The following is a 23717-nucleotide window of genomic DNA, read 5'->3' on the forward strand; positions in this document are numbered from 1 at the left end:
TTATTCACCTGAAAATACATCTCTTTCAACATTGTTTACAATACTAAAGACAGATTCAGCAGGTAAAACTGCAACACATTCAGTCATCCACAAGTCATCAAGGTATAGTAATCGTTTTCTGTCATCTTCTGGCAAGTCATCAGGGTGTGCATCAGGGTATAGTGCATGCATTTTGTATCCTTCATTTGCAATCTGTTGGCATTTTTTCTCTTGAGGTGACAAAATTATTTCATTGATCGGGGCAAGTGACTGCATTGCCATTGAACCAAACAAGGCAGCAGCTACTGCAACGCCAATTGCCAGAAACAAAATATTCCCCATGTGATGATTCAGAGTTTTTTTCAGTATAAGAAGAATGGTCGTTTTTGAGCCAAGTGGCCAAAACAAAGCAAAATCTGGAAATCAATGTTTTTTAAACCCCTTTAGGTGTGAGTAGTCATTGTCAGAAACTGAAGCCAAAGTTGAGGAAGTCAAAGAAGCACCAGTCGAAGAGACTGAGGCACCTGCCCAAGAAGTTGAATCTGAAGCAGTAGAGACAAAGGCTCAACCAGAGGCAAAGAAAGAGGGCCCAGAAAAATGGGGTATCGCTCACATTTACAGTAGTTACAATAACACAATCATTCACATGACCGATCTAACTGGTGGAGAAACTGTTTCTATCAGTTCTGGTGGAATTCATGTCAACGCAGACAGATACGAATCATCACCATTTGCTGCAATGAAAGCTGCAAATGCAGTTGTAGAATCTGCAAAGACAAAAGGATTCACAGGATTTCACATCAGAGTTCGCGCAGTCGGCGGAGTTGGTTCTAGAGTACCAGGTCCAGGTGCACAAGCTGCAATCAGAGCACTAGCAAGAGGCGGATTTAAGATTGGAAGAATTGATGATGTTACACCTATTCCTCATGACACCACTAGAAAGAAGGGTGGAAAGAGAGGAAGAAGAGTCTAGACGACTTTAATTTTCACTTCACAGTTCTTAGAAGCAAAATAATCATGCATAAAGTCTGCAAACTTTTCTTCTGGTTTACTAGAACGGTATCTTGAAATCATGTCAGCAAACTTTTCTTCAATGCCTTGCTGTAAATCATCTCTGAATGCAATTTTAAAAAATGTCCAACCAAAGTTTTCTGTTGGCTCACTGAACATGTAACCATTGTATGCACCAGTAAGTGATTCCATGTGAGAAAGAGATCTTTTGATGTTAAATGAATCATCAGAATAATTTTTTGTAGAAATTTCTAGAGTTATTGTCATTATTCATCATCCTTTGATTCTTTGCTAAGTTTATCAGTTAATGAGACAAACTTTCCGTCTTGCTCGACATTGATTTTAGTTTCCATCCTAATGTTTAGTCCAACTGCTCTAAACAATGTTAACAGTTGTCCGCCATCAATTGTTTCATTAAGTTCTCCTGATTTGATTAGCTCAGATAATTTTTGTACAATCATTTTTGCTTCATTAGGGAATTGTGATTCAGCATTTTCTAAAACTTCCAGTCCCCTGAATCCTAAAACTTTGAGCAGCAAGTCTCTTGGGTTTTCTGCAGGCTTTTCTTGGGATTGTTCTGTAGGTTTGTCTGAACTTTGTTTAGATACAATGTTTTTTTGCATCTCTGCTAGTCGTTTTGCTTTTAGTCTCTCTAGTTCTGAATCTTCATCGCTCAACCTTTTATCACACCTATAGGCACTAATTTTGCTACTTTAGTGGCAATTCCTAGATTGTGAGAGACATTAACTACAGCATCCACGTCCTTGTAGGCCTGAGGTGTCTCTTCCACAACTCCATCTCTGGTCAATGCTTTGATAAAAATGCCCTTGTCATTTAGGGATTTTTTAACGTCATCTTCAGTATAGTTTCGTCTAGCTTTTGAGCGAGACATTGTTCTTCCTGCACCATGTGCAGTGGAACCGAAACTTAGATCCATGGAATTTGGTTGGCCAAGTAAAATCCAGCTTGCAGTACCCATAGAACCAGGTACCAAGACAGGTTGGCCAAGATGACGATATTTGGATGGAATCTCGTCTCTGTTTGCAGGAAATGCTCTAGTTGCTCCTTTTCTGTGAACAACTAGTTTTCTTTCTTCTCCGTTTACTTTGTGTTTTTCAACTTTAGCAATATTGTGTGCAACATCATAAACTAGTTTCATATCAAGATCAGACTCTGATTGGTTGAAAACTCGTTCAAAAGATTTTCTAGTCCAATGAGTAATCATCTGTCTGTTACTCCAAGCAAAGTTAAGTGCTGCAAACATTGCTTTTCTGTAAGACTCTCCTTCCTCAGAAGTATTTGGAACACATGCAAGTTCTCTGTCTGGTAATGTGATGTTGTATTTGCTCATTGCTTGCTCTGATACTCGCAAGTAATCACTACAAACTTGGTGACCAAATCCTCTTGAACCGCAATGAACTAGTACTGTAATTGTTCCTTCTTTGATTCCCATTTTTTCTGCTGCTTCTTGGTCATGCACTTCTGCAACCTTTTGAATTTCTAAAAAGTGATTTCCTGAGCCTAAACTACCAAGTTGAGGAGCCCCTCTCTTTCTTGCCTTATCTGAAACTTTGTTAGGGTCTGCATTTTTTATCTGACCGTTTTCTTCACATACGTCTGAATCATTTGATGAACCATAACCATGATCAATTGCCCAGTTAACACCGTTAACTAGAACTTCATCAAGTTCTGAATGACTAAGCTTTACTGCACCTTTAGAGCCAACACCAGATGGAATAGAACTGAAAAGATCAGTTACTATATCTTTGAGTTTTGAGCGAACTAGTTCTTCAGTTAGATTAGAACGGAGCAATCTTACTCCACAATTAATGTCATAACCAACACCACCAGGACTTATCATTCCTTCTTCAGCATCCATAGCTGCAACTCCACCTACAGGAAATCCATACCCTTCATGTCCATCAGGTAAAACTACACTATGTCCTACAATTCCAGGAATAGATGAGACGTTTCTTGCTTGCATGATGGTTCTGTCTGTAAGCATTTTGTCTAGTAATGCCTCATTTGCGTAAATTTTGACTGGAACTTTCATACCAGAATTAGAATCAGCATCAATTTGGTATTGATTTTCTCCAATTTTCTTTGGAGTAACGTTACTCATACAATTTCAAAAGCTGCAAGTTCCAATTTTAATCTTCAGTAAAATGATCATTTCTGAAAATTCAAAACAGAAAATGATGATAGGACTTAACTAGGATAAATTGCATTGAGAAAATATGGTAAGAGGAAAACTAACTGAAGAGGAAAAAGAAAAACAAAAAGAAGAGCAAAAAACTAGAGCAAAAGCATCAAGGGCAGCAAGAAGAAGTGGAAAAAGTATGAAAACAGAAGGCAAAGTAAGCAAATCAAAGCAGAAAACAAAAGAAGCAAGATCTCAAAAGAAAGTTGCTACAGTGAACAAATCACGGTATTAAGCAAAGAGTAGATTTATTTTCCAATAAATTCATGTGAAGATATTGGCAATTCTACCTATCGATAGTGGTCGTTATGGCACTAAAGAAATGATGGAGATTTTCAGTGAGCAAAAAAAAGTCAATTATCAATTAGAAATTGAAGGTGCTGCTGCAATTTCTCAAAGTGAAATCGGAATGATCTCAAAAAGTATAGGTAAAGAAATTCACAGAGCTGCAACTTCAGGTAAAATTACTGCAAAAAGAATCAAGCAGCTTGAAGCAAAAAGTGATCACGACACTGCAGCACTTGTAGAATCACTTAGTGAGAAATGCAGTAAAAATGCAAGACCATGGATTCACTATGGACTGACAAGTAATGACTTGGTAGATACTAGCAATTCAATGCAAATGCGTGATGCATTGCAAATCATTGAACCTAAAGTTGCAAAGATGGCATCAATTTTAGCAAAAAAAGCAGTAAAGCATTCCAAAGTTCCAGCAGTTGGCAGAACACACGGACAACATGCCAGTATCATTTCATTTGGATTAAAATTTGCAAACTGGGCAGCAGAGATGGCAAAACACGTTGAGAGAATCGAAGAAATTAAGAAACGAATTCTGATTTGCAAAACACTAGGTGTTGTTGGAACTGGTTCTCTAATGGGTGCAAAGTCACTTGAAGTCCAAAAGCGAGCTGCAAAGCGATTAAAATTATTCCCAGCTGAAGTTACAACTCAAGTAGTTCCAAGGGAGAGATATGCAGAATACGTCTTTGAGTTTGCTTTGATTGGTGCAACATTAGAAAAAATTGCAATAGAGATTAGAAATCTGCAGAGAACAGAAATTGGTGAGGTTGCAGAACAATTCAAGAAAGGACAGATGGGAAGCAGTGCAGTTCCTGTAAAGAGAAATCCAATCAAAAGTGAGCGCGTATCATCATTATCCAAGCTAGTTCGCAGTCAAGTTGCATTATCATTTGAGAATATTCCATTGTGGCATGAGCGTGATTTATCAAATTCAGCAAATGAGAGATTCGTAATTCCTACAGTATCCATACTAGTTGATGAGATGCTAGAAACCATGACTAGAATTGTTTCAAATTTGTTGGTAAATGAAAAGAGAATTGTGGACAACCTCTACATCACAAAGGGACAAATCTTTGCAGAATTTGTACTAGAGGCACTAATCAAGAAAGGTGTTCCAAGATTTGTTGCATACAGAGATGTTCAGCGAGTTGCATTTTTGGCAAATGACAAGGGAATGTTCTACAAAGATGCAATCAAAAACGACAAGGCATTCACATCAAAGCTAACTGAAAAAGAGATTGATGCAATATTTGCACCAGAAAAACATCTTGGTGCATCACCTAAAATTATCAGTAACGTAAACCAATCGGTTCAGAAAACAATAAAGAAGTTCATCTAGTCTTTAGCAGAGTTTTGTGAATCTTAGAGCCATACTGTAGTGCTTTCTTTCTTTTGTTACAAGAAACTTCAGGGACACCAACTTGACTTGCTAGTTTTCTTATCATGTGTTTACGATAGATGTCTTCAGAATCCGTAATTTTATCTGAAATTGGAACAGTCTTTGCGTAATCAACGAAGTCAGAAGAAAGTAATGGTTGTAGAATTTGTACTCCAAATTCAGATGCAATCATGTTTACTGCCTTCATCATTTTCAATTCATTGTCTAGTTTTGCCTCCATGACTTCGTTAATTTTAGATTCTCCGCCTGAAAATGCTTCTCTATACGCATTATAGCCACAAAATAGCTCATCAATTCCGTTTGCAGTAACTACCGTACTAATCCCTAAACTCTTTGCAAGTTTTGATACATAGTAAAATGCAATACAGTTTTCATTCCAGGACAAATTGTCAGTCTTTATTTTTTCATTAATGTTAGAGGGTATTGAAGGGAAATCTTTTGGATCAATTTCCAAAACATGGTGAGGGTAATTCAATTGTTCATTGACTTCTTTTGCAAACAAGATATCATGGGATTCTGCAAATCCAATTGTAAGTAATGTAATGTCATAATCCATGTCTTTGCAAATTTTTGAAATTAGTGTACTATCAACGCCACCTGAATATGCAATTCCAATTTTTTTCTCTGTAACGGTTTGAGTGATTGCAGTTTTGATTTTATCAAATAGTTCTTGATATTTTTCATCCATGATTATCCCTCTAAATTCTACAAAGGGTAATGAATCAAACTCTTTAACTATTAATTGAATTAGATAATACTGAAAATGATGAAACTATCACAAGAAGAAATTGCCGAAGAGCTCAAGAATTTGCCAGGATGGAGCATAGTAAATGACAAGCTACACAGAGAAATCCAGTTTGATAGTTTTAACCAGGCATTTGGGTTTATGACCAGAGCCGCAATGGAGATTGAAAAGATGAATCACCATCCAGAGTGGTTTAACGTATACAACAAACTCGTAATAGAACTGACAACTCATGATGCAGGCGGCATCACAAGAAATGATATCAATCTGGCTCGAATCCTAAATTCACTAGTATAACATCAAACAAAGCTTTGAAAGTACAAATCATGGCTAAAAATCAATCATTACCGACTAGAATATGCAATACAACTAGTGCAGCAAGCAAATTTTTTTCATTAATCATTTCTAGTATGAATCTATTTGGCTAGAACGAACTATTTAGATCTAGTACTTATATGATAAAAATTCAATGTTATTAGGAATATTATGTGGGGATTATTTTGAAGTTTAATCTTAAAATAAGATACTGGATAATCATTGCATTTGCTGTAATTGCCATTCCATTTATTCATACAAATAATCAATTTCTAGCTGAAAATGAAGCTAAAAAAGCTGAGAAAATAATTAGTGATGAAAAAAGATTTGTCGAATATGATGCCATTCAAGAAGAAAAATCACAAAAAGCACAAGCAGCTACTGCAATGAAAGAAAAAGTCAATGAAGCTGTTACAAACGATGTTGATGTTAACACATCCGATGCAGCTTCGTGTATGGAGATTGCAAGTACAGTTGCTGAAGGTGATTTTGATGCATACAAAAAAGCACTAGAAGAATGTGAAAATTAATTTTTAATCAATGCCATTTCTTATTTGACCGCCATTCTCTAGGAAATTTCATTCCGGCAACTCTTGAATAGGTACAAAGTAATTTTTAAAAATTTTAAAAGTGGAAATTTTTGCCATTAAAATGTTGAATCCATAAGGGCTTTGAAAGTACGAATCATGGCTAAAAGCAGATCATTGTTTTGACGATGTTCTAGGTTTGGGTTTAAAGACACGGTATATGACAGAGCCTACTGTTGCTACAACAGCAATTATTCCCAGCATTGCATTATCTAGGCCAATAACATCTGAATAAGACATCATTAATGCAGAAATCATTATTCCAACGATGACTATAATTATGATTTTTTTTACTTTTCCAGCCAAGTCATTCTAGAACATATTCAAACAGGATAAAAACGAACTCTAATTTTGAAAAGAAGGGGATTTCCTATAGTTTTAGGCACGGAATTTTCAGAATTTATATAATGACTCTGGGGCAGATGACTTTACATGGCAACAAGTCCCGCAGTATTGGATTCTGATTTCAAGTATATCGACAAGAAAGGAAATTTGCTGAGAACTCGAACAGAGTTGACAGTAGCCCAGATGCTAGATTTTCTTGAAGACGAATATCAATACAATCACAAGGTTACATTGAAAAGTGGAACAGAAGTCACAGTTGATTTCAAAACTGCAAAAGGATTGATTGAAGTTATTGATAACGAAGAAGACATTGCAAAGTACAAACAGATCAAAGAGGACTTTCCTGACCAGAAAGTTATGGCAATTGGACACGGAAAATATGCTGCACAACTAAAAGAATTACAAGATATCGTATTTTATGACAAGACACCACAAACTGGTTCTATCTTTTTAGATGATGGATCATTTGCATTTGATTATGCACATATCTTGCCACTAGTTGAGAAATGCTCCATTCTACATGGACATACATCATCAGTAATGGTGGAATTGGTAGGACAGATGAAAGACAATCTACTTGTAGATTTTGGAGAAGCAAAAAGAATCGTTAAAGAAGTTTTGACTGCATTTGATCACAAGTTTTTCATTAATAGAAAGTATATGAAATCTGAAGACGACTCTCACTATGTTATACAATTTGAAGGGCCTAAAGGAATGTTTGAGTTACAGGTTCCAAAGAATACAACTTATCTTTTAGAAGGAGAGGCAACTGTAGAGAATCTTTCAAGTGAGCTTATCAAATTACTAGCACCTAAAATGCCATCAAATGTTGAAGCTGTAGGTGTTTACATTTATGAGGGATACAACAAGGGTTCCCACATAATATCCAACATCTCAAAAGACAATTTGTAAAATCAGGCACAATAACTATGCAGAACTGTGCAGTTTTTGAAAATAGATTAATTTTGTGTTGACTTTAGGTCAATAATTTACTCCACAGATCCGGTAAATGAAATGAAAATGCAATAGAATTATGGCATTAGTAGAGCCTACAAAGAAAGGTGGAAGATACACCATAAAAGAGCGAGAACATAGAAGGGTTCAGGTTTATCAATTATATTTTGAGGAAAAAAAGCATGCTGCAGAAATTGCAAAATTGCTTGGAGTACATCGTAATACCATAACTGACGATATTTCATATTGGCGCTCTCAAATTGTAAGTGAAATTAACATTCAAGATTTTGCTGCAAAGATGAAAATACAAATCCAGAAAGTAGAAATGCAACGAGACAGATTTTTAGAACTTTTAGAAGACGCAGATGTTGATACAAAATTCAAAATTGAAAAGTCCATCTCAGATATCGATAATGCGTTGATCCAGCATTATTTTAAAATGATTCAAAGTAAAAAACCAACAGAGCCAACAATTGAGATTGATGAAAGTGAAATCAAAGAACTGATTAGAAATTTGGTTATGCAAGAAAATTATAAAAAAACGTATTCAGAAAACGAGTTAAAGTTTCATTTCATCCATAAAACAAAATGCAACATGAAACATGCCGAACGCCTCTTGGAAAAAATGATTATTGAGGGATTATCATTGTGCAGAGAAACTGAAGCAAAACCAGATTTTTTCAAATCGATTGCAGGAGATTATTCTTTTACATACAATTTGGTAAAATTTGCAAATATGAGAGGGCATATTACTGAAGATGAACTATCGGAAATTCTGACAAAACGTGTAGAACTTGAAGTTGAAATTGAGAAGATAGATAAGATTGAAGAAAGACTAATCCAAAAATATGGTGAAAAATCTCAATGGCCTGAAGAAATATTAGAAAAATTTGAAGCTGAAGAATTTGATGATCCTGATATTTTAGAATGAAAAATCTGATACAAGTAAGGGCATTGTATTAATTTAACAAGTCCCTATGAGATAATCTATGATCTTGATTGCTTTTTGAAGAGTTATTGTAAAAAGATAGGCAATTCAGATACAAAGATTATTTGCCATACATTCTTCTGTACATTCTTTCGTCAACGTCCAATTTACTTTTGATCAAATCCTGATTTTTACTTTGACTTCCTTCTGACAGATGTTTTTCTCTTAATCTTTCAATTTTAGCCAAATGTTCTTCAAGCACTTTCTTACGTACAGCATCTAATTTTTCAGTCAATAAAGGCAGAATCAATTCTTCAACTTCATCTATCTGAGACAATAATCCTGAAGAATCATCACTTGGTGAATTTTTCAAAGTTCCCCTAATTTGATCAACATCATCAGATATCTCATGATTTAAAGACTCTCCTGCCATCATCATGATCATTTCAAAACGTTCAGCAGGAATTTGTAATGTATTCCATTCATCAATTATGGCTTGGTTTATTACTCCATGTTCAGTACCTATACGTTCCTTAATCCGGGCTAGTTTTTCTCTGGTAGTTCCTAATGCGGTAACGATCATTTTTTCAAAATAATTTCTTCTATTTTCTTTTTCAGTTTGTTGAGATGTACTTATTTCTGCCACTTGTCCAATTAATTCCCCTATAGTTTCCTGTTGAGTCTCAATATTTGATGCAGCAGTATCAATACGTTGAACAGCTCCTCCGATTCTATTTTGTATTGAACTAGAGTATATGAAAAGACCAATTGTTATTGAAATTCCCAAACCAACAGAAACCGTCAGAGCAACCCAATTAGAAAGGTCATTGCCTTTTTCATTGAGTATTGAAACTCCTTCGTAAAGATCAATGTAAACGATTGCCAGTAACACAATGACCACCCAAACGGCTACAAGAATTGCAACATAGATTTTTACAGATGAATCGACAGGTGAAGATGTTTTAGGAATTCGCTTATAGATCAAAATCACTGAAAACGTCAAAATGATTATCGAAAATACCAAAATTATACCAAGTAACAGTAATCTCGATTCTTGAGAACGTTGGACCTCTAGATTTTCTGTTGAAATTTTTCTATTTTGATTCGCTTGCTCATTATCAGGATCTATTCTCAGAATTTGTTCAGTTGTAGCAAGCACTTCTTCATAATTGCCAAGGTGCCCTAAAGCTAGAACTTTGTTATTTAGTACCTCAATATCGTTCTCATCAATTTCTAAGGATTTATTAAAAAATTCTAAAGCTGTTTCATAGTTTTCATTTACAAAGAAAATTCCACCCTTCATGTTTAATGCGTCAATATTTTCAGATTCAACTTTCAAAACTCTATCTAAAATATTAGAAGAATCGTCAAATTTTTTTTCTTCAAAAAATACCTTAGCCTTACTAACCAAGGCACCTACATGATTAGGATTATTGTTTAAAATGCTGTCAAAAATAGAATGTGCTTCTTCAAAACGACTTAACTGAGAAAGAGACAACCCTTTTCTGATTTTTGTGTCTATATTTTCAGGATTTTCAAGTATGGATAATGTGTAAAATTTTTCTGCATTTCCAAATTCACCCATATGAAAAAAAATGTCTCCTTTTACTGCTAATGCTGCAGAATCTTTTGGTTCAATTAACAAAGATTTTTCTATAGTTTCAAGTGATTCATCATATCTTTCTAATTTTAATAATGCAGCTGCTTTGTTTGTAATTCCTCTGGTATGTGTAAGTTCTAATGAAATGAGTGTTTCAAAAGTTTCTAATGCTTCTTCGTATTGTCCAATGTTTATCAGGATCAGCCCTTTGAAATTTAGTGAGTCAGTAAAAAAATCATCTTCCTCATCAATTACTTCAAAATATTGTAAGGATAATTCATACTGTTTTTCCTCATAAAGAGAAACAGCATAATGAAATATTATCTTGTTTGTTATGATATCATTATCTTTCAAAATATTTTCAAAGATTTCTATAGCTTTTTTGTAATCTCCTAATCCTTCATATGATCTAGCTTGGTAATATAACCAAATCATGTCATTTGGATTGTCAACTAAAACATCTTCAGATAAAACCAAGAGTTCTGAAAAATTTTTTTCTTTTAGAAGATTTTCTGCTTTTTCGAATTTATTTATTTCCGATTCCTGTGAAAAAGATTCAGGCAATAATGGAATTAGAGATATGGAAAATAGTATCAAACAACATGCAAAAAATAAACTAAAATTCTTCATATAATATGAACAAACTAGCAATTAATCAATTATTCCATCAAACTCATTATTTTCCAAAACTCTTAATTTCATAGTTCACCTAGATTATTCATGGCAAAATTAACTAACAAACAGCACGAACAACAGCAAGATCGACGACTAGCCAAATTAGAAAAAAGAGCAGATAAAGATGACAAAGTAGTGGCAAAACTAGAAAAAAGAATTACTGCATTAGAAAAACAAATGAAAAATCTCAAAAAGAAGATTTAGAAATTATTTTGTTACATGGCCTTTCAATCTTCCAACTAATCTCTCCACTTCCTTATCTGAAAATTCAACATCTCTGTTTTGCAAAAATGAATTAATCTTCTCCAAATTACTTACAGAGACAAACTTGAATTTGGAATCATATGGCATGTTTATCCTAGTTGATAATACTACAGACTTTACTTTAGGTTTCTTTGGTGCACGCCATGATTGAAGTGAAATCCATAATACTCTAGCTGCACGGTCAGCCTGCTCGTGTGGTGAGATATTTTGGTTGTTCATGTAATATTTTGCAGTCCAGTTTTTGACTTCAATTAGTACAACTCCACGCTTAGATACAACAACAAAGTCCATTTGAGCTGATTTGAGATTTCTTTTTCCATTGTATGTAACATATTTTGGCAATGCAAGATTTACTCCACACATTATGTGAAAATCATCTGGAATCTGTGATAATACATCTAGTGCAGATAGTTCTCCTTTTGCTCCTGCATGGAATGAGTCATCTTTCTTTTTCTCAAAATTTTTAATTTGCTTTTTTTTGTTCCATTTTTTTAATCCAAACCATCCATCATCCGTGGTTTTGTATTCTTGTTTTAGCTCCTTGTGGACACGATCAATATCATCAATTGATTTTACTTTTTTCGGATACAAATCTAGTAGTTGTTTTTCAGAATCTGCACGACCGTAGATTATGGCCATGATTAAGTAAAAATCAAAGATGCTATTAAATTCATATTTTTTGATTTATCATTTCAATTTTTTTACCAATTCTTTCAAAGAAATAATTTCTTGTTCCTCTAACATTTTCTTTATCTGTTCTTTAAGTTCATCAGACATTGAAAAACAAAGACCTTCAGTACATGTCCTCGTATCAAAAGCACCCTCCATAGCTTCATTTCGCAATCCAGAAAGTTGATTCAAATCGCCTTCACTTCGTTTTAGAATTTCAAGTTGAATGCTTTGCTTAAATCCTCCTATTTCCTCGTAAGCTTTTGTTTGTTCACTAGGTGAGAATGTCTCTGCAAGTTTTGATAAAGCTCCAATTCCTGTAGGGCCATCTGATGTTGTTAGTTTATCTTGTAATATAGGAGAAAGATTCAGAAGAGTCAAATATTTTTTTATTGTAGAAACAGAAACTCCAGTTTCTTGCGCAACTTTTGTGTAATCATTGTATTTTTCATAAATTGTTTTGTAGGCCTTGGCTTTATCAATAGGATTCATATCTGCACGTTGAACATTTTCAATAAGTGAAATTATTGTTGCGTCTGTATCATTTAGATCAGATCTAATTATTGCAGGAATTGTGTTTAAACCAATTTTTTTACTAGCAAGAAATCTTCGCTGTCCAGCAATCAAATCATATTGTCCATCCTTATTTTTTCTTACCGTAATTGGATTTAGAAGTCCTTTTTCTTGAATGCTATTTGCTAAATCATCCAAGCTTGTTTCTTCGGTTCCTGCTCCTAAATCTTTTCTAGTATTAAATTCAGATATGTTAATTTCGTCAAGGCTTAACTCCTCAATATCCATACACGAAATTAAGACATAGTGATTTAAATGATTTAAAAAAATTGTTAAAATATGAGAATAATACATTTCTCAGACACACATCTAGGACACAGTGATTATACTGCGATAGATTCCGAAACAGGATTAAATCAAAGAGAAGTTGACATCTACCGAGTTTTTAGAGAAATAATTGATTACATACTAGAATCTAAACCAGATTTAGTTGTTCATGCAGGAGATCTTTTTGATATGGTGCGTCCATCCAATAAAGCAATCTCTGAGGCACTACAACAGTTTCATAGACTATCTGAAGCAAAAATTCCCTCAGTAATTATTGCAGGAAATCATTCAACTCCACGACAGAGAACCAAAGAAACAATTTTCAGAATTTTTGATTTTATCCCATATGTTTTTCCGGTATATGGTGGAAAGTATAGCAAGAACATCATTGGAGATTGTGCCGTTCATGCAATTCCTCATACATATTCGCAGTTAGAATTAGAAGAGAATCTATCCCGACTTGATATTGATAATAAATGTAAATACAACATTTTTGTGACTCACGGTACTGTTCAAGATATTAGTGATAATTCTTGGATAGAATTTAAGGAACAAATTATTCCAAATTCTGTATTTGAATATGGTTTTGATTATATTGCGTTAGGACATTTCCACTCTTTACAAAAAATCAGGGATAATGCATATTATTGTGGATCTCCTGAACGATTAAGCTTTAATGAAGTAAAACAAGAAAAATGTTTTCTTGAAATAGATCTAGATACCAAGTCAGTAAAAAAAATTCCTACACATACACGGCAGATGATTGATTATCAAAATATTGATTGTAAAAAATTAACTCCAGAACAAATCATTGAATCCGTACAAACTCTAGTTGACGAAAAAACAAAAGATAGTATTATTCGATTAAAATTTGATAATATTTCTAAAGAGACATATTCAAATCTTAATCGGCAAAAAATTGCTGAATTAATGAAAGATGCAATTCATGTTGAACATAATTTCAATTTCATAAATGAAATTTCAGATGGGGAAACTATCACTTCTTCAATGGGTAGTCTCAGTGAAGAATTTGAAACATTCCTGAAAAAACAAGATCTGCCTGATGAAAAATTTGATTTGATGAAAAATATGGGTTTGGACTATCTTAGTAAAGTTGAGGATGATGAGATGATAGAATAATGCGGATCAATAGCATAGAATTAGAAAATTTTAGGCGTTACAAAGAGGAAATTATTGAATTTCCTACGGGATTGATAGGAATTGTTGGACGAAATGGTGTTGGAAAATCGACTTTGGTGGAGGCTCTAGCATGGTGTCTTTATGGTTCTGATGCTGCACGAACCAAACAAGATGAAATCAAACGTAGTCAAGCAAAGGAACGGGAAAAATGTAGAGTCATTATTGAATTAACTTTTGAGTCTGATGCTTTAAAAATAGAACGAATTCTAAGCGGAAAAAACTGCACTCCATCTGCAAATTTGTATCTTAATGGCAATCCTAATCCTCATGTAAGTGGTACAACAGCTGTTACCGATTACATCACACATAGAACTAAAATGGATTATGTGGCATTTATCACATCACTTTTTGCACGACAAAAAGACTTAGATGGATTAACAGGTATGACTGGGTCTACAAGAAGAAAAACAATTCTAAGATTATTACGAATTGATCAAATTGAAGATGCAATTAAAATGATAAAAGAAGACAGTAAACAAAATGAACTTCAAATTCAACAAATCGAAAAATACATCAAAGATGTATCTACATTGGAAGAAGAATTACAAAACATGCAAACACAAGCACAAATTAAACAAAAATCAATTACAATTAATCAAGAGAAAGTAAGTACTCTTAAAAAATCACTAGAAGAGCACGAACATAGATTTACAATATTAGAAGAAAAATATACAAAACATCAAGAGATTAATACAAAAATAGAAGGTCTTAAAGGATTAATTCAAGGGCGTAAACAAGAAAAAATTACACTAACAAAAAAACTTGATGAGTCACTTGAAGCACAAAAGGTATTAAATAAATTAAAACCAAAACTAGACAAATTTAAAAAAATTTCTAAAACAAAAACGGAATTAGACTCTTTAAAACTAAAATTTACAGAAAAATCTTCTTTGGAGACTCAACTCGAAAATTGTAAGAATAAGATATCAGATATTCAAATAAAAATATCAGAGTTTCATGAATCAATAAAACCACATGGGGATTTAGATTCCAAAATTAATCTTATGAATGAAGAATTAAGAAAATTAGAAGATGAATGGGATAATCAAAATCAACAGAAAAATCAAATTGACAGCAAAATCTTTGAGAAAACTAGTCGTAAAAATGAGCTAAATGCAGAATTAATTGAAATTCAAGAACTTGGAGATAAAAGTGAATGTCCAAAATGTAAGAGACCTCTTGGGGATACGGTAGAAAAATTAGTTGGGATTATAACGCAAAACATTCAATCTATTACAAATGAAATTGGTTCTTTTACAAAAGAACAAAAAACTATACTAAAACACACGGACAGTATTGAAAAACAAATTACTCTGAAAAAACAAGAAAAAGAAGGAATTGAACATCAAAATCAAATTAAAAACAATTTATTGACAAAAATAGAAGAAAACACAAAGGTATTAAAATCATGTCAAAATGAAGAAAAAACTATTCAAGACAATCTATTTAATTTTAAGGAAGTTAATTATAATAAAACTAAACATGACGAAATAATATCTGAATTTCAAAAACTAGAAAAAATATATCAAAACTCAATTGCTTTAAATGAACATGTAAAACAAATTGATAAATTAAATTCTCAAATTGATTCAGTTGATAAAAATATTGATATGTCAACTAAACAACTACATTCCAAAAACACAGAATTATTTACAATAAGTTTTGATGAAACAGAATACCAAAAAGTTAAAAATAAAAAACATGAAGCCAACATAGAGCATCAAACTCATCGTGAAGATTTAATTAAAGAAGAACAAGAATTGCTTCAAATCCAAAATCAAATTCAACAACAAGAAAATATGATTAAAGAAGAAAAGCAAAAACAAGAAGAAATCAAAAAAATCTATTCAACATTACAAGAATTAACTACACTCAAAAAATTAATGATTGATTTTAAATCAGATTTAATGATTAGAATAAAACCACAACTTGCTGCAAAAACATCATCTCTTCTCAAACAAATTACAAATAGTAGATATACTTCAGTTGATTTTGATGATGATTTTACGTTAAAGATTAATGATGATGGAATAAATCACAATATTAAACGATTTTCAGGAGGAGAAACAGATCTTGTAAATCTATGTCTTCGAATTGCTATTTCTGAAGAATTGTCTCAAAGATCTGGAGGGTCTGGGACCCAAATTATAATACTTGATGAAATTTTTGGCAGTCAGGATGAAGGAAGGAAAGCAAGTATCCTTCAAGCATTGCATGAATTAACTACCAAATTTAGACAAATATTGCTCATCACTCATGTTGAGGATGTTAAAGATGCTTTGCCTTATGTACTAAACATAACGGAGAATCCAGATAACACGGTAAGCGTTGAAGAAGAAGGAAATTTGCCATTAAGTCATTGATATTTGGTATACAGTGGATCCTAAATTCAGTCATTTATTATAATTAATCTAAACCAGATACAAATAGTACGGTAATTTACCGATTGGCTATACCAGTATACAAAAAACATCGTAGAGTTTATTAACTATAAGTGTATATATTATACTATAATGATAATAATTTGGTCAATTATAGGCACAAAAGGGGAATAAAATGAGTCAAGATACAACACTAAAAGAAATTGGAGAAAAGTTGGATGGTATTTTTGCCATACTAAAAATCAGCAATTTTGAGAATCTGAATAACTTCAAGAAAACAATATCAAAAGATCCTGTAAATGCAAGTATTATCAAACTAAGTGATGGAACTAGGAATTATTCTACTCTTGCTTCAGAGATTGCCAAAGAATTGAAGGTATCTGAAATTAATGTAAAAAAGAAAATATCAGATCTTACTAAAATTGGAATTATCATAGCAGAAAAGACACCAAAGGGTTCCTTTTACAAAACAACAGGGGTGCTTGACTGAGGAGATAATCATGAGTGAGGAAAAACTAGATAAAATTTTGGATAGATTAAATGAGATTTCCAAATGGACAAAACTGCAAGGATTAGAAAAATTTTCACAGATTGTTCCTTCAATTTTGAAAAGTGATGAAGAAAAAATTGCGTTTGAGTTAAGTAATGGAATTCGTAGTGCCAGTGAAATTTCAACTCAATCAGGAATTCCTAAAAGTACCATTACAGCATATTGGAGAAAATGGGCAAAATCAGGAATTGTAGAAGAATCTGAAAAATTTGTTGGTAGAATGAAACATCTTGTTTCACTTGAAGAAGCAGGAATTGATGTACCGAAAATCTCTGAAAAGAAATCAAAGGAGAGTAAAAATGACTAATGAAAAAAAAGACTATGAAGATATCAAAAGACTATTGATGTTACTTTTGATTAAATTGGGAGCAACGTCTGAAGAAATAGGTTATGCATTAAAACTTGAATCCAGTGTAATACGAAAAATGTTACCCAGCAGTAAGATCAAGAAACTCAAAGAATCTAACAAAACTTCTAGAAATAAATCAGCAGAGGAGAATGATACAGAATGACTGAAGATAAGGATCTTGAGGCAATAAAAAAATTATTAGTTCTTCTTCTTAGACATGAAGGAGTTTCAGATGAACTCATTTCAAAAGCTTCAGGAATGAACGCAAAAACTATCAGAAATACATTCCCTTTAGGTAACCGAAAGAAAGGAGATACCAAAAAATGACAAAAAAGGATAAAAATGAAAAGGAAGGCAGTGATGAGAATAATGAACAATCAGAACTAAAAATGATTAAGCAACTTCTTATTGCTCAATTGGTTTTGTCTGGAGCATCTATTAGAGATATTGAGAAAATTACTGGAATGGGTACATATGCAATATACAAATTTTTACCAAAAAATCTAGGAGAAAAAAAATTAAAAAAGGAGAAAAATAATGAGTGAGAATAATGAACAAACTGAAATTTTGAGAGAAATTCTCAAATGGGTTAAAGTATCATCACTTAGTTCAGTTAAAGAACACCTAACTACAATTCTTAAAACAGATACTGAAAAATTGATTTATCATTTTAGTGATGGAAATAATCCTACAACACAGGTTGTAAAGATGGCTCAATCATCCAGTCAGAAGGTATCGGATTGTTGGAAAGAATGGAAAACTCAAGGAATTGGTGAAACTGTAGAAGTAAAAGGAGGAGTGAGGTTTAAGCGTACTTTTAATTTAGAAGATTTTGGAATTGACATTCCTACAAATGGAGGAAAATCAACATGAATAAAGAAGAACCAGAAATTACTTTGAATGATATTCACAATGATCTTACCGAGTTGATCAAATGGACCAAAGTATCATCATATGAACAAGTAAGAAAATTTTTTGAATCAATCTTAGATTCAGACACAAAAAAGATTGTGTATCAATTAAGTGATGGAAAAATCGGAAGTACAGAAGTCATTAAGAAAGCAAAATCATCTACAGAGTCAGTTTCAAAGTATTGGAATCAATGGCCAAAACTCGGGATAGGGGAATCAGTTTCTGCACAAGGAGGAAAACGTTTCAAACGTAGTTTTGACCTTGAAGATTTTGATTTATTGCCAAAAATGATGGAAAAACAAACTAATCAAAAAAAGAAAAATGAGGAAATGAAAAATGAGTGATGATGTAAAGGAAGACATACGTGATATTCGAAATGATATTGAAAGAATCAAAAGTGATACACATAACATTAATCGAATAATCACAATTGCTAATCCTATACCTATCGTGAATGATTTAAAAAAAATTATTGGAACCTCAGTACTCAAAGTAGCAGTACTTCATTTATCTAAAAATCCAATCTCACCACAAGATTTAGCATCAGCTCTTAAAACAGACCCAAAAAATCTTACTAAATATGTGAAAGAATTTGTTGATAGGGGATACATTTCAGAATTAAAAAATGGAAGAGAAAAGATTTTTGTTCGTTCTGAAATTCTTGATCAATTAAATTTTGAAACCATCCCTGATTTTGCAAAGATTATCAAATCATGGAATAGTTCCAAATAAATTAATTCTTCATTTTTGTGTAAAAATCAAGTATTCTTTTTCCACCTTTAAGTAGAAAATACAATCCCAATCCAAATGGAATTCCTTCTCCTAAAATTGAGAATGTTTTTTGAATTATGCTAATGTTAAAAATGTCAATACTTTCAACATTAGCTTCAATCATTTTTTCAATTTCTAAATTAATTGAAGAGTCTACTAATGAATCAAATACAGTTACCAATGTTACTAAATTTATCAAAAAGAAAACAAATGCAATTATGAAAAATTTTGGCCCTTCATTCATTTTTTGATAAAATGATTCAAAATTTGTAACATCACTTTCAAAGTATTTTTTTAATAAATCTGTAGAAGGTTGACGAATACCAAATAAACCAGACATCAAGAATGCTCCTGCTGTCAAAGACAAACCAGCTAAGGTTGCACTAATATGAATATCAAACATGGAATCATATGTATCTAGCAAATTTTTTGTTTCTAATATGGAAGAATAATCATTTACTTCTTGAGCAAATACATCTACATTACCTAAAAAGAGAGAAAGGAAAAATATCAAAATAAAAATAATTTTCATCAATTTAGTTCACATTTAATTTCTAAGTACAAATATTGAATCTTTTGGTAGTTACTCAATAATTTCTAAGATCTTTTCAGGGGGAATCTGGCCATAACTCTTCTTTAATTCATCTATAGTATGCCATCCTCCCACTTCAACTATTATTCCATAATTGTAATTAGTTTTTGATAGTCAATAATGTGCTCCAATATGTCTTAGAACATTCCTCAAATTGAAAATTCTTTTTTAGGAAGTTAGAGTCTTGAACCAAAACTAATAGATCCTTTGAAGGACAATATTTTTGTCTCAGAATTTATTCAAGATTATGCATTGACTGCAAATCTTTCTTAAACTCTGCTAAACTCTCAGGAACTTCAACTGTAATAGAGTCCTTTAATGATAATTCCTTTGCCTTTTTCTCATTCCACACTTTGGAATTAAACTGCACAACTTCTTCAGTAATTTTGGAATAATCTTCTATACTTTCAGCTTCAGCTTGTTTTTCTGTGTGAATACTAGTCTCAGAGTATAAGGTCTGCCATAGATGCTCTGTGATAAATGGAGTAATTGGTGCTAATAATTTTAGAACTGTTGATAGTACTTTGTGTAGAGTGTAAATGGCAGCATCTCTTTCTTCTTCTGAAAATCCTTCCCCGTAGGCTCGTTTTTTGACCATTTCAATGTAATGAGCTGCAAACAAATTCCATGTAAATTCTCTAATTGCAATTGCTGGAACAAAGAAGTTGTATTCATCATATCCTTTCTTACAGTCTTTAACTAAATTATTTAGCTCAGACAAAATCCATTTATCCACTGTAGTAGGTTTTCCTTCTTTGATTACCATAAAGCTAGACAAGAATCTTGAAACATTCCATAGCTTACTCAAGAATTTCTTTGTTGACTCTATCTTTTGTTCATTGCATCTAAAGTCATATCCGTGATTAATCTCACTTGCACTCCAAAACCTAAATGTATCAGCTCCAAACTTTTCAATTACTGGTAATGGATCAATTGCATTTCCCTTACTCTTACTCATCTTCATTCCTTTTTCATCAAGACCATAACCCATAATCCAAGCTTCAGTCCATGGTTTCTTGCTAGTTAACATGTCACAACGTAGAAGTGTGTAATACAACCATGTCCTTACGATATCTTTAGCTTGAGGTCTAAGTGATGTTGGATAAGTTTTCTTAAAGAATTCTGAATCCTTTTCATACTTTGTAACAAACAATGGAGATACACTACTATCCATCCATGTATCAAATGTTCTATCCTCACCAATAAATTCACCATTACCACACTTTGTACACTTTTCAATTGGACATTTTTCCTTCCATGGTTGATAGTACTTTCCTGGTTCAGGAACATGTGGTTCACTACAACTAGAACAATACCAGATAGGAATCTCTGTTCCATAGTATCTTCGTCTTGAAATTGGCCAGTCTATAGAAATAGAATCAAGCCAATTCATCAGAATCTGCTTGTGCATAGAGGGGTAAAACGTGATTTCTGAGCCTAATTTTCGCATTTTTTCAATAGAATCTTTCTGTTTGAGATAGTACTCCTCCATTGGAATAATCTCAATTGGAATCTTACTTCGCTCAGAAACTGGTGTTCTATGATTAATCTCTTCGATTTTCTCTACAAATCCTTTTTCTTCCAAATCAGAAATTATTTTCTCTCTAGCTTGTTTTGGTTTGAGTCCTGCATATTCTCCTGCAGCTTCAGTCATCCTTCCATCCAAACCAATTGCAACAATCTCTTCAAGATCCATCTCTCGAAACAATGCAACGTCGTTTTGATCACCATAACTACAAACCATTACAGCTCCTGAACCAAAGTCTTGCTGAGCTGAATGATGGGTTTTGATTTCAACTTCAACCCCTGTAATTGGTACTACTACCGTACTTCCAACAAATGGTGCATATCTTTCATCTTCTGGATTTACAATTATAGTTCGACATGCACAGAGTAGTTCTGGTCTTGTACTTGCAATGATGATTTCTTTATCAGTATCTTTAATCTTAAATTTCATGTGAACTAATTTTGTCATCAAGTCTTGATATGCAATTTCAGCATCAGCAATTGTAGTTCCTGAAACCCAATCATAGTTGTTTGGTCTTGTAGCTAGAACAATCTTTCCTTCTTTCCATAGTTTGATGAATGTTGATTGTGTTAGTGCACGATATTCTTCTGAATCTGTTCTGTAATGGTTCTTCAAGTCACCACTCAAACCAAGGTTTGTCATGATCAGTACCATCTCTTCTTCTAAATCATCTAGTGCTTCTCGGCACAAATGCAAGAACTCTCCTCTGTCAGTTTCCCTCATTCTGATGTTGTGTTTTTTCTCAGTGTAGAACTCTACAGGCAAACCGTTTCTGTCAATTCCAATTGGAAAGTAGACGTTTTTGCCATTCATGCGTGCAGTTCTTGCAATCATGTCTATCTGGGAATAGTGAGCAGCAGCACCAATGTGCCAAGGTCTGCCTGAAGGGTATGGTGGAGGCGTATCTATAGTGTAATTATCATCAGTTGGAGTGAACTTGTAAAGGTCTGAATCCTGCCATTTCTTTAAGACCTGTGCCTCTAACTCTGGATTCCAAGCTTTCTCTGTAATTTTTGGGTCCATTTTTAATTTTGAAATTATTGTTTTGAATCTTTAACTAGATTTACAAAATATTTGTGAACTGCCAAATCATCAGTTAGTTCTGGATGAAATGATGTTCCAATGATGTTTCCTTTTTTGATTGCAACGACTTTTTCATTTAATTTTGCTAAAACTTCAATGTCATTAGACGTGGATGATATAGCTGGAGCTCGAATGAATACTCCATTGTAATTTGAAATTCCAATTGAATCCATAGAGACATTTGCCTCAAATGATTCGCGTTGTCTACCAAAAGAGTTTCTTTCAAGTTCAATATCTAGAAAATCAAATAGTGGTTGTTCTGTCTTTCCAACAACTCTATCAGTAGCATTGCTTGCAAGTAGTACCATTCCAGCACAAATTCCTAGAACTGGCATGCCAGACTCTACTTTTTGCTTGATTACTTTTTGAGAGCCATTAACCAAAGACAATTGTCCTATAGTAGTGCTCTCACCACCAGGAATTACCAATCCATCCATTGCAGAAATCTCCTCAGGAGTCTTTACAATATGAACAGTTGCATCCTGATTCAAGTCAGCAATTGATGCTACCAATGATGATACGTTTTCAGCAACATCGCCTTGAATGGCCAAAATTCCAATCTTTGCACTCATGCTGAACCGCCTCTATCTTGCATACGTAATTCTAGAGTTTTAACATCTAATCCTAACATTGACTGTCTTTCATCAATCATTTTCTGAGCTTCTTTGACCTTGTCTGCTTCATTCCAAAATGTTGTAGCCAAAACGATTGCTCTTGCACGCTCTGCTGCATCATCAGCTGCAAAAATTCCAGACCCTACAAAGATTCCATCACAGCCTAATGACATCAAATAAGCTGCATCAGCTGGTGTTGCAATTCCACCTGCTGCAAAATTAACAACAGGTAATCTACCTAGTTTTGCAGTCTGCTCTACAATATCATAAGATACTTTGAACTCTCTTGCCATTCTAACTAGATCTTGATTGTCACCTGAATCATACATTGATTTTATTGTTCTTAATTCATCATTTACTTTTTTGATATGAGTAATGGCTTCAGCAACATTACCAGTTCCTGGTTCACCTTTTGTTCTAATCATTGCAGCTCCTTCTTCAATTCTTCTCAAAGCTTCTGCCAAAGAACGAGCACCATTAACAACAGGAGTTGTCATATCCCATTTCCAAATGTGACGTAGTTCATCAGCTGGAGTTAACACTTCAGATTCATCAATCATGTCAACGTCTGTCTCTTGCAAAACCAAAGCTTCGTTAACATGACCAATTCTACATTTTGCCATTACAGGAATTGTAACTGAATCCATGATATCTTCAATAATTCTAATGCTTGCAGTTCTTGCAACACCACCTGCCTTTCTAACATCAGATGGAAGTTTGTCTAGTACCATTACAGAAACTGCGCCTGCCTCTTCTGCAATTTTTGCTTGCTCTACATTTGTGACATCCATCACAACTCCATTTTTGAGCATGTGGGCAAAGCCACGTTTCAGAGTTGAAGAACCGCGAATAACATCAGTTGATTCTGATTTTTCAGAAATTATTCCTTTAGCGTCTTTGCGTTCTCCAGATAGTGGAAGCATAGC

The 23717-nt window shown here is 33.3% G+C and carries 31 protein-coding genes; 18 read left to right on the forward strand and 13 right to left on the reverse strand.

Annotated features, from left to right (window positions below):
• Window positions 1-309: a hypothetical protein gene (locus tag ACQY2P_RS05925; protein WP_428325756.1), complete on the reverse strand. Its 309-nt coding sequence runs from the start codon at window positions 307-309 to the stop codon at window positions 1-3.
• Window positions 310-439: 130 nt separating this feature from the next.
• On the opposite strand from ACQY2P_RS05925, the gene ACQY2P_RS05930 reads away from it, so the two are divergent.
• Window positions 440-952: a 30S ribosomal protein S11 gene (locus tag ACQY2P_RS05930; RefSeq protein ID WP_428325757.1), complete on the forward strand. Its 513-nt coding sequence runs from the start codon at window positions 440-442 to the stop codon at window positions 950-952.
• Here ACQY2P_RS05930 and ACQY2P_RS05935 read toward each other — a convergent pair.
• The 3 genes from ACQY2P_RS05935 to ACQY2P_RS05945 are packed head-to-tail and all read right to left on the reverse strand — an operon-like array spanning window position 949 to window position 3112.
• Window positions 949-1257 carry a hypothetical protein gene (locus ACQY2P_RS05935; RefSeq protein WP_428325758.1) on the reverse strand — a complete coding sequence of 103 codons (309 nt, stop codon included), beginning with the start codon at window positions 1255-1257 and terminating at the stop codon, window positions 949-951. The two genes, ACQY2P_RS05930 and ACQY2P_RS05935, sit on opposite strands and share 4 nt — an antisense overlap.
• Window positions 1257-1667, reverse strand: coding sequence for a DNA-binding protein (locus ACQY2P_RS05940; protein ID WP_428325759.1), 411 nt, complete (start codon window positions 1665-1667; stop codon window positions 1257-1259). The genes ACQY2P_RS05935 and ACQY2P_RS05940 overlap by 1 nt, the downstream gene beginning before the upstream one ends.
• The gene (locus tag ACQY2P_RS05945) at window positions 1664-3112 is read right to left on the reverse strand and encodes an RtcB family protein (protein WP_428325760.1); all 1449 of its coding nucleotides are present in this window, start codon (window positions 3110-3112) and stop codon (window positions 1664-1666) included. The genes ACQY2P_RS05940 and ACQY2P_RS05945 overlap by 4 nt, the downstream gene beginning before the upstream one ends.
• A 115-nt stretch (window positions 3113-3227) precedes the next feature.
• Here ACQY2P_RS05945 and ACQY2P_RS05950 point away from each other — a divergent pair, with 115 nt between their 5' ends.
• Complete coding sequence (locus ACQY2P_RS05950) at window positions 3228-3425, forward strand: hypothetical protein (RefSeq protein WP_428325761.1); 198 nt, start codon at window positions 3228-3230, stop codon at window positions 3423-3425.
• Between the two features lie 42 nt (window positions 3426-3467).
• Window positions 3468-4829 carry an adenylosuccinate lyase gene (gene purB / locus ACQY2P_RS05955; protein ID WP_428325762.1) on the forward strand — a complete coding sequence of 454 codons (1362 nt, stop codon included), beginning with the start codon at window positions 3468-3470 and terminating at the stop codon, window positions 4827-4829.
• On the opposite strand, the gene ACQY2P_RS05960 is transcribed toward purB, so the two are convergent.
• Window positions 4822-5577, reverse strand: a complete 756-nt coding sequence (locus ACQY2P_RS05960) for an asparagine synthase C-terminal domain-containing protein (RefSeq protein WP_428325763.1) — start codon at window positions 5575-5577, stop codon at window positions 4822-4824. The genes purB and ACQY2P_RS05960 overlap by 8 nt on opposite strands.
• Before the next feature lie 75 nt (window positions 5578-5652).
• On the opposite strand from ACQY2P_RS05960, the gene ACQY2P_RS05965 reads away from it, so the two are divergent.
• Together ACQY2P_RS05965 and ACQY2P_RS05970 are read left to right on the forward strand one after the other, a co-directional pair.
• On the forward strand, window positions 5653-5931 hold the full coding sequence (locus ACQY2P_RS05965; protein WP_428325764.1) for a 4a-hydroxytetrahydrobiopterin dehydratase: 279 nt from the start codon (window positions 5653-5655) through the stop codon (window positions 5929-5931).
• Window positions 5932-6134: 203 nt separating this feature from the next.
• The gene (locus tag ACQY2P_RS05970; protein WP_428325765.1) at window positions 6135-6479 is read left to right on the forward strand and encodes a hypothetical protein; all 345 of its coding nucleotides are present in this window, start codon (window positions 6135-6137) and stop codon (window positions 6477-6479) included.
• 171 nt (window positions 6480-6650) lie between these two features.
• On the opposite strand, the gene ACQY2P_RS05975 is transcribed toward ACQY2P_RS05970, so the two are convergent.
• Window positions 6651-6842 carry a hypothetical protein gene (locus ACQY2P_RS05975; RefSeq protein WP_428325766.1) on the reverse strand — a complete coding sequence of 64 codons (192 nt, stop codon included), beginning with the start codon at window positions 6840-6842 and terminating at the stop codon, window positions 6651-6653.
• Between the two features lie 126 nt (window positions 6843-6968).
• Here ACQY2P_RS05975 and ACQY2P_RS05980 point away from each other — a divergent pair, with 126 nt between their 5' ends.
• Both ACQY2P_RS05980 and ACQY2P_RS05985 read left to right on the forward strand, forming a co-directional pair.
• Window positions 6969-7793: a 6-pyruvoyl trahydropterin synthase family protein gene (locus tag ACQY2P_RS05980; RefSeq protein ID WP_428325767.1), complete on the forward strand. Its 825-nt coding sequence runs from the start codon at window positions 6969-6971 to the stop codon at window positions 7791-7793.
• 121 nt (window positions 7794-7914) lie between these two features.
• A complete protein-coding gene (locus ACQY2P_RS05985; protein WP_428325768.1) occupies window positions 7915-8766 on the forward strand; it encodes a hypothetical protein in 852 nt (283 codons plus the stop codon).
• A 118-nt stretch (window positions 8767-8884) separates the two neighbouring features.
• Here ACQY2P_RS05985 and ACQY2P_RS05990 read toward each other — a convergent pair whose 3' ends face one another.
• A complete protein-coding gene (locus ACQY2P_RS05990) occupies window positions 8885-10840 on the reverse strand; it encodes a tetratricopeptide repeat protein (protein ID WP_428325769.1) in 1956 nt (651 codons plus the stop codon).
• A 243-nt stretch (window positions 10841-11083) separates the two neighbouring features.
• On the opposite strand from ACQY2P_RS05990, the gene ACQY2P_RS05995 reads away from it, so the two are divergent.
• Window positions 11084-11242: a hypothetical protein gene (locus tag ACQY2P_RS05995; protein ID WP_428325770.1), complete on the forward strand. Its 159-nt coding sequence runs from the start codon at window positions 11084-11086 to the stop codon at window positions 11240-11242.
• Window positions 11243-11245: 3 nt separating this feature from the next.
• Here the strand turns inward: ACQY2P_RS05995 and ACQY2P_RS06000 are convergent, their stop codons facing one another.
• Window positions 11246-11941, reverse strand: a complete 696-nt coding sequence (locus ACQY2P_RS06000; protein WP_428325771.1) for a nuclease-related domain-containing protein — start codon at window positions 11939-11941, stop codon at window positions 11246-11248.
• Window positions 11942-11989: 48 nt separating this feature from the next.
• The gene (locus tag ACQY2P_RS06005) at window positions 11990-12772 is read right to left on the reverse strand and encodes a ParB/RepB/Spo0J family partition protein (RefSeq protein ID WP_428325772.1); all 783 of its coding nucleotides are present in this window, start codon (window positions 12770-12772) and stop codon (window positions 11990-11992) included.
• A 51-nt stretch (window positions 12773-12823) separates the two neighbouring features.
• On the opposite strand from ACQY2P_RS06005, the gene ACQY2P_RS06010 reads away from it, so the two are divergent.
• The 10 genes from ACQY2P_RS06010 to ACQY2P_RS06055 all read left to right on the forward strand — a co-directional run bounded on the left by ACQY2P_RS06010 (window position 12824) and on the right by ACQY2P_RS06055 (window position 18935).
• Window positions 12824-13951 (forward strand): metallophosphoesterase family protein, encoded by a 1128-nt coding sequence (locus tag ACQY2P_RS06010; RefSeq protein WP_428325773.1) that lies wholly within the window; start codon window positions 12824-12826, stop codon window positions 13949-13951.
• On the forward strand, window positions 13951-16374 hold the full coding sequence (locus ACQY2P_RS06015; protein ID WP_428325774.1) for an AAA family ATPase: 2424 nt from the start codon (window positions 13951-13953) through the stop codon (window positions 16372-16374). The genes ACQY2P_RS06010 and ACQY2P_RS06015 overlap by 1 nt, the downstream gene beginning before the upstream one ends.
• A 193-nt stretch (window positions 16375-16567) precedes the next feature.
• Entirely contained in the window at window positions 16568-16882 is a 315-nt protein-coding gene (locus ACQY2P_RS06020) for a hypothetical protein (protein WP_428325775.1), read from the forward strand.
• A 10-nt stretch (window positions 16883-16892) separates the two neighbouring features.
• Window positions 16893-17249 (forward strand): hypothetical protein, encoded by a 357-nt coding sequence (locus ACQY2P_RS06025; protein WP_428325776.1) that lies wholly within the window; start codon window positions 16893-16895, stop codon window positions 17247-17249.
• Complete coding sequence (locus ACQY2P_RS06030; protein ID WP_428325777.1) at window positions 17242-17454, forward strand: hypothetical protein; 213 nt, start codon at window positions 17242-17244, stop codon at window positions 17452-17454. Before ACQY2P_RS06025 ends, ACQY2P_RS06030 begins: the two co-directional genes overlap by 8 nt.
• The gene (locus tag ACQY2P_RS06035) at window positions 17451-17618 is read left to right on the forward strand and encodes a hypothetical protein (RefSeq protein ID WP_428325778.1); all 168 of its coding nucleotides are present in this window, start codon (window positions 17451-17453) and stop codon (window positions 17616-17618) included. The genes ACQY2P_RS06030 and ACQY2P_RS06035 overlap by 4 nt, the downstream gene beginning before the upstream one ends.
• Complete coding sequence (locus tag ACQY2P_RS06040) at window positions 17615-17836, forward strand: hypothetical protein (protein ID WP_428325779.1); 222 nt, start codon at window positions 17615-17617, stop codon at window positions 17834-17836. The genes ACQY2P_RS06035 and ACQY2P_RS06040 overlap by 4 nt, the downstream gene beginning before the upstream one ends.
• Complete coding sequence (locus ACQY2P_RS06045; RefSeq protein WP_428325780.1) at window positions 17829-18164, forward strand: hypothetical protein; 336 nt, start codon at window positions 17829-17831, stop codon at window positions 18162-18164. The genes ACQY2P_RS06040 and ACQY2P_RS06045 overlap by 8 nt, the downstream gene beginning before the upstream one ends.
• Window positions 18161-18547, forward strand: a complete 387-nt coding sequence (locus ACQY2P_RS06050; protein WP_428325781.1) for a hypothetical protein — start codon at window positions 18161-18163, stop codon at window positions 18545-18547. Before ACQY2P_RS06045 ends, ACQY2P_RS06050 begins: the two co-directional genes overlap by 4 nt.
• Window positions 18540-18935 carry a hypothetical protein gene (locus tag ACQY2P_RS06055; protein ID WP_428325782.1) on the forward strand — a complete coding sequence of 132 codons (396 nt, stop codon included), beginning with the start codon at window positions 18540-18542 and terminating at the stop codon, window positions 18933-18935. The genes ACQY2P_RS06050 and ACQY2P_RS06055 overlap by 8 nt, the downstream gene beginning before the upstream one ends.
• Window position 18936: 1 nt before the next feature.
• Here ACQY2P_RS06055 and ACQY2P_RS06060 read toward each other — a convergent pair whose 3' ends face one another.
• From ACQY2P_RS06060 to pdxS, 4 genes are all read right to left on the reverse strand, one after another.
• Complete coding sequence (locus ACQY2P_RS06060; protein WP_428325783.1) at window positions 18937-19506, reverse strand: hypothetical protein; 570 nt, start codon at window positions 19504-19506, stop codon at window positions 18937-18939.
• 295 nt (window positions 19507-19801) lie between these two features.
• Complete coding sequence (locus ACQY2P_RS06065; RefSeq protein WP_428325784.1) at window positions 19802-22117, reverse strand: valine--tRNA ligase; 2316 nt, start codon at window positions 22115-22117, stop codon at window positions 19802-19804.
• A 14-nt stretch (window positions 22118-22131) separates the two neighbouring features.
• Window positions 22132-22749, reverse strand: coding sequence for a pyridoxal 5'-phosphate synthase glutaminase subunit PdxT (gene pdxT / locus ACQY2P_RS06070; RefSeq protein WP_428325785.1), 618 nt, complete (start codon window positions 22747-22749; stop codon window positions 22132-22134).
• Complete coding sequence (gene pdxS, locus ACQY2P_RS06075) at window positions 22746-23714, reverse strand: pyridoxal 5'-phosphate synthase lyase subunit PdxS (protein WP_428325786.1); 969 nt, start codon at window positions 23712-23714, stop codon at window positions 22746-22748. The genes pdxT and pdxS overlap by 4 nt, the downstream gene beginning before the upstream one ends.
• Window positions 23715-23717: the final 3 nt, after the last annotated feature.

Origin of the sequence: Candidatus Nitrosopumilus sp. (genome assembly GCF_965262695.1) — an archaeon.
In the GTDB taxonomy this organism is placed as follows: Archaea; Thermoproteota; Nitrososphaeria; order Nitrososphaerales; family Nitrosopumilaceae; genus Nitrosopumilus.

Excerpts from the sequence above, each read along its gene's own strand:
- ACQY2P_RS05965 (WP_428325764.1), top strand. The coding sequence starts at position 5,653 with ATGATGAAACTATCACAAGAAGAAATTGCCGAAGAGCTCAAGAATTTG.
- ACQY2P_RS06055 (WP_428325782.1), top strand. The coding sequence starts at position 18,540 with ATGAGTGATGATGTAAAGGAAGACATACGTGATATTCGAAATGATATT.
- ACQY2P_RS05995 (WP_428325770.1), top strand. The coding sequence starts at position 11,084 with ATGGCAAAATTAACTAACAAACAGCACGAACAACAGCAAGATCGACGA.
- ACQY2P_RS05950 (WP_428325761.1), top strand. The coding sequence starts at position 3,228 with ATGGTAAGAGGAAAACTAACTGAAGAGGAAAAAGAAAAACAAAAAGAA.
- ACQY2P_RS05980 (WP_428325767.1), top strand. The coding sequence starts at position 6,969 with ATGGCAACAAGTCCCGCAGTATTGGATTCTGATTTCAAGTATATCGAC.
- ACQY2P_RS05945 (WP_428325760.1), bottom strand. The coding sequence starts at position 3,112 with ATGAGTAACGTTACTCCAAAGAAAATTGGAGAAAATCAATACCAAATT.
- ACQY2P_RS06040 (WP_428325779.1), top strand. The coding sequence starts at position 17,615 with ATGACAAAAAAGGATAAAAATGAAAAGGAAGGCAGTGATGAGAATAAT.
- ACQY2P_RS06010 (WP_428325773.1), top strand. The coding sequence starts at position 12,824 with ATGAGAATAATACATTTCTCAGACACACATCTAGGACACAGTGATTAT.
- ACQY2P_RS06035 (WP_428325778.1), top strand. The coding sequence starts at position 17,451 with ATGACTGAAGATAAGGATCTTGAGGCAATAAAAAAATTATTAGTTCTT.
- ACQY2P_RS05960 (WP_428325763.1), bottom strand. The coding sequence starts at position 5,577 with ATGGATGAAAAATATCAAGAACTATTTGATAAAATCAAAACTGCAATC.
- pdxT (WP_428325785.1), bottom strand. The coding sequence starts at position 22,749 with ATGAGTGCAAAGATTGGAATTTTGGCCATTCAAGGCGATGTTGCTGAA.
- ACQY2P_RS06030 (WP_428325777.1), top strand. The coding sequence starts at position 17,242 with ATGACTAATGAAAAAAAAGACTATGAAGATATCAAAAGACTATTGATG.
- ACQY2P_RS06015 (WP_428325774.1), top strand. The coding sequence starts at position 13,951 with ATGCGGATCAATAGCATAGAATTAGAAAATTTTAGGCGTTACAAAGAG.
- ACQY2P_RS06025 (WP_428325776.1), top strand. The coding sequence starts at position 16,893 with ATGAGTGAGGAAAAACTAGATAAAATTTTGGATAGATTAAATGAGATT.
- ACQY2P_RS06000 (WP_428325771.1), bottom strand. The coding sequence starts at position 11,941 with ATGGCCATAATCTACGGTCGTGCAGATTCTGAAAAACAACTACTAGAT.
- ACQY2P_RS06050 (WP_428325781.1), top strand. The coding sequence starts at position 18,161 with ATGAATAAAGAAGAACCAGAAATTACTTTGAATGATATTCACAATGAT.
- ACQY2P_RS06045 (WP_428325780.1), top strand. The coding sequence starts at position 17,829 with ATGAGTGAGAATAATGAACAAACTGAAATTTTGAGAGAAATTCTCAAA.
- ACQY2P_RS06020 (WP_428325775.1), top strand. The coding sequence starts at position 16,568 with ATGAGTCAAGATACAACACTAAAAGAAATTGGAGAAAAGTTGGATGGT.
- pdxS (WP_428325786.1), bottom strand. The coding sequence starts at position 23,714 with ATGCTTCCACTATCTGGAGAACGCAAAGACGCTAAAGGAATAATTTCT.
- ACQY2P_RS06060 (WP_428325783.1), bottom strand. The coding sequence starts at position 19,506 with ATGAAAATTATTTTTATTTTGATATTTTTCCTTTCTCTCTTTTTAGGT.
- ACQY2P_RS05985 (WP_428325768.1), top strand. The coding sequence starts at position 7,915 with ATGGCATTAGTAGAGCCTACAAAGAAAGGTGGAAGATACACCATAAAA.
- ACQY2P_RS06005 (WP_428325772.1), bottom strand. The coding sequence starts at position 12,772 with ATGGATATTGAGGAGTTAAGCCTTGACGAAATTAACATATCTGAATTT.
- ACQY2P_RS05935 (WP_428325758.1), bottom strand. The coding sequence starts at position 1,257 with ATGACAATAACTCTAGAAATTTCTACAAAAAATTATTCTGATGATTCA.
- ACQY2P_RS06065 (WP_428325784.1), bottom strand. The coding sequence starts at position 22,117 with ATGGACCCAAAAATTACAGAGAAAGCTTGGAATCCAGAGTTAGAGGCA.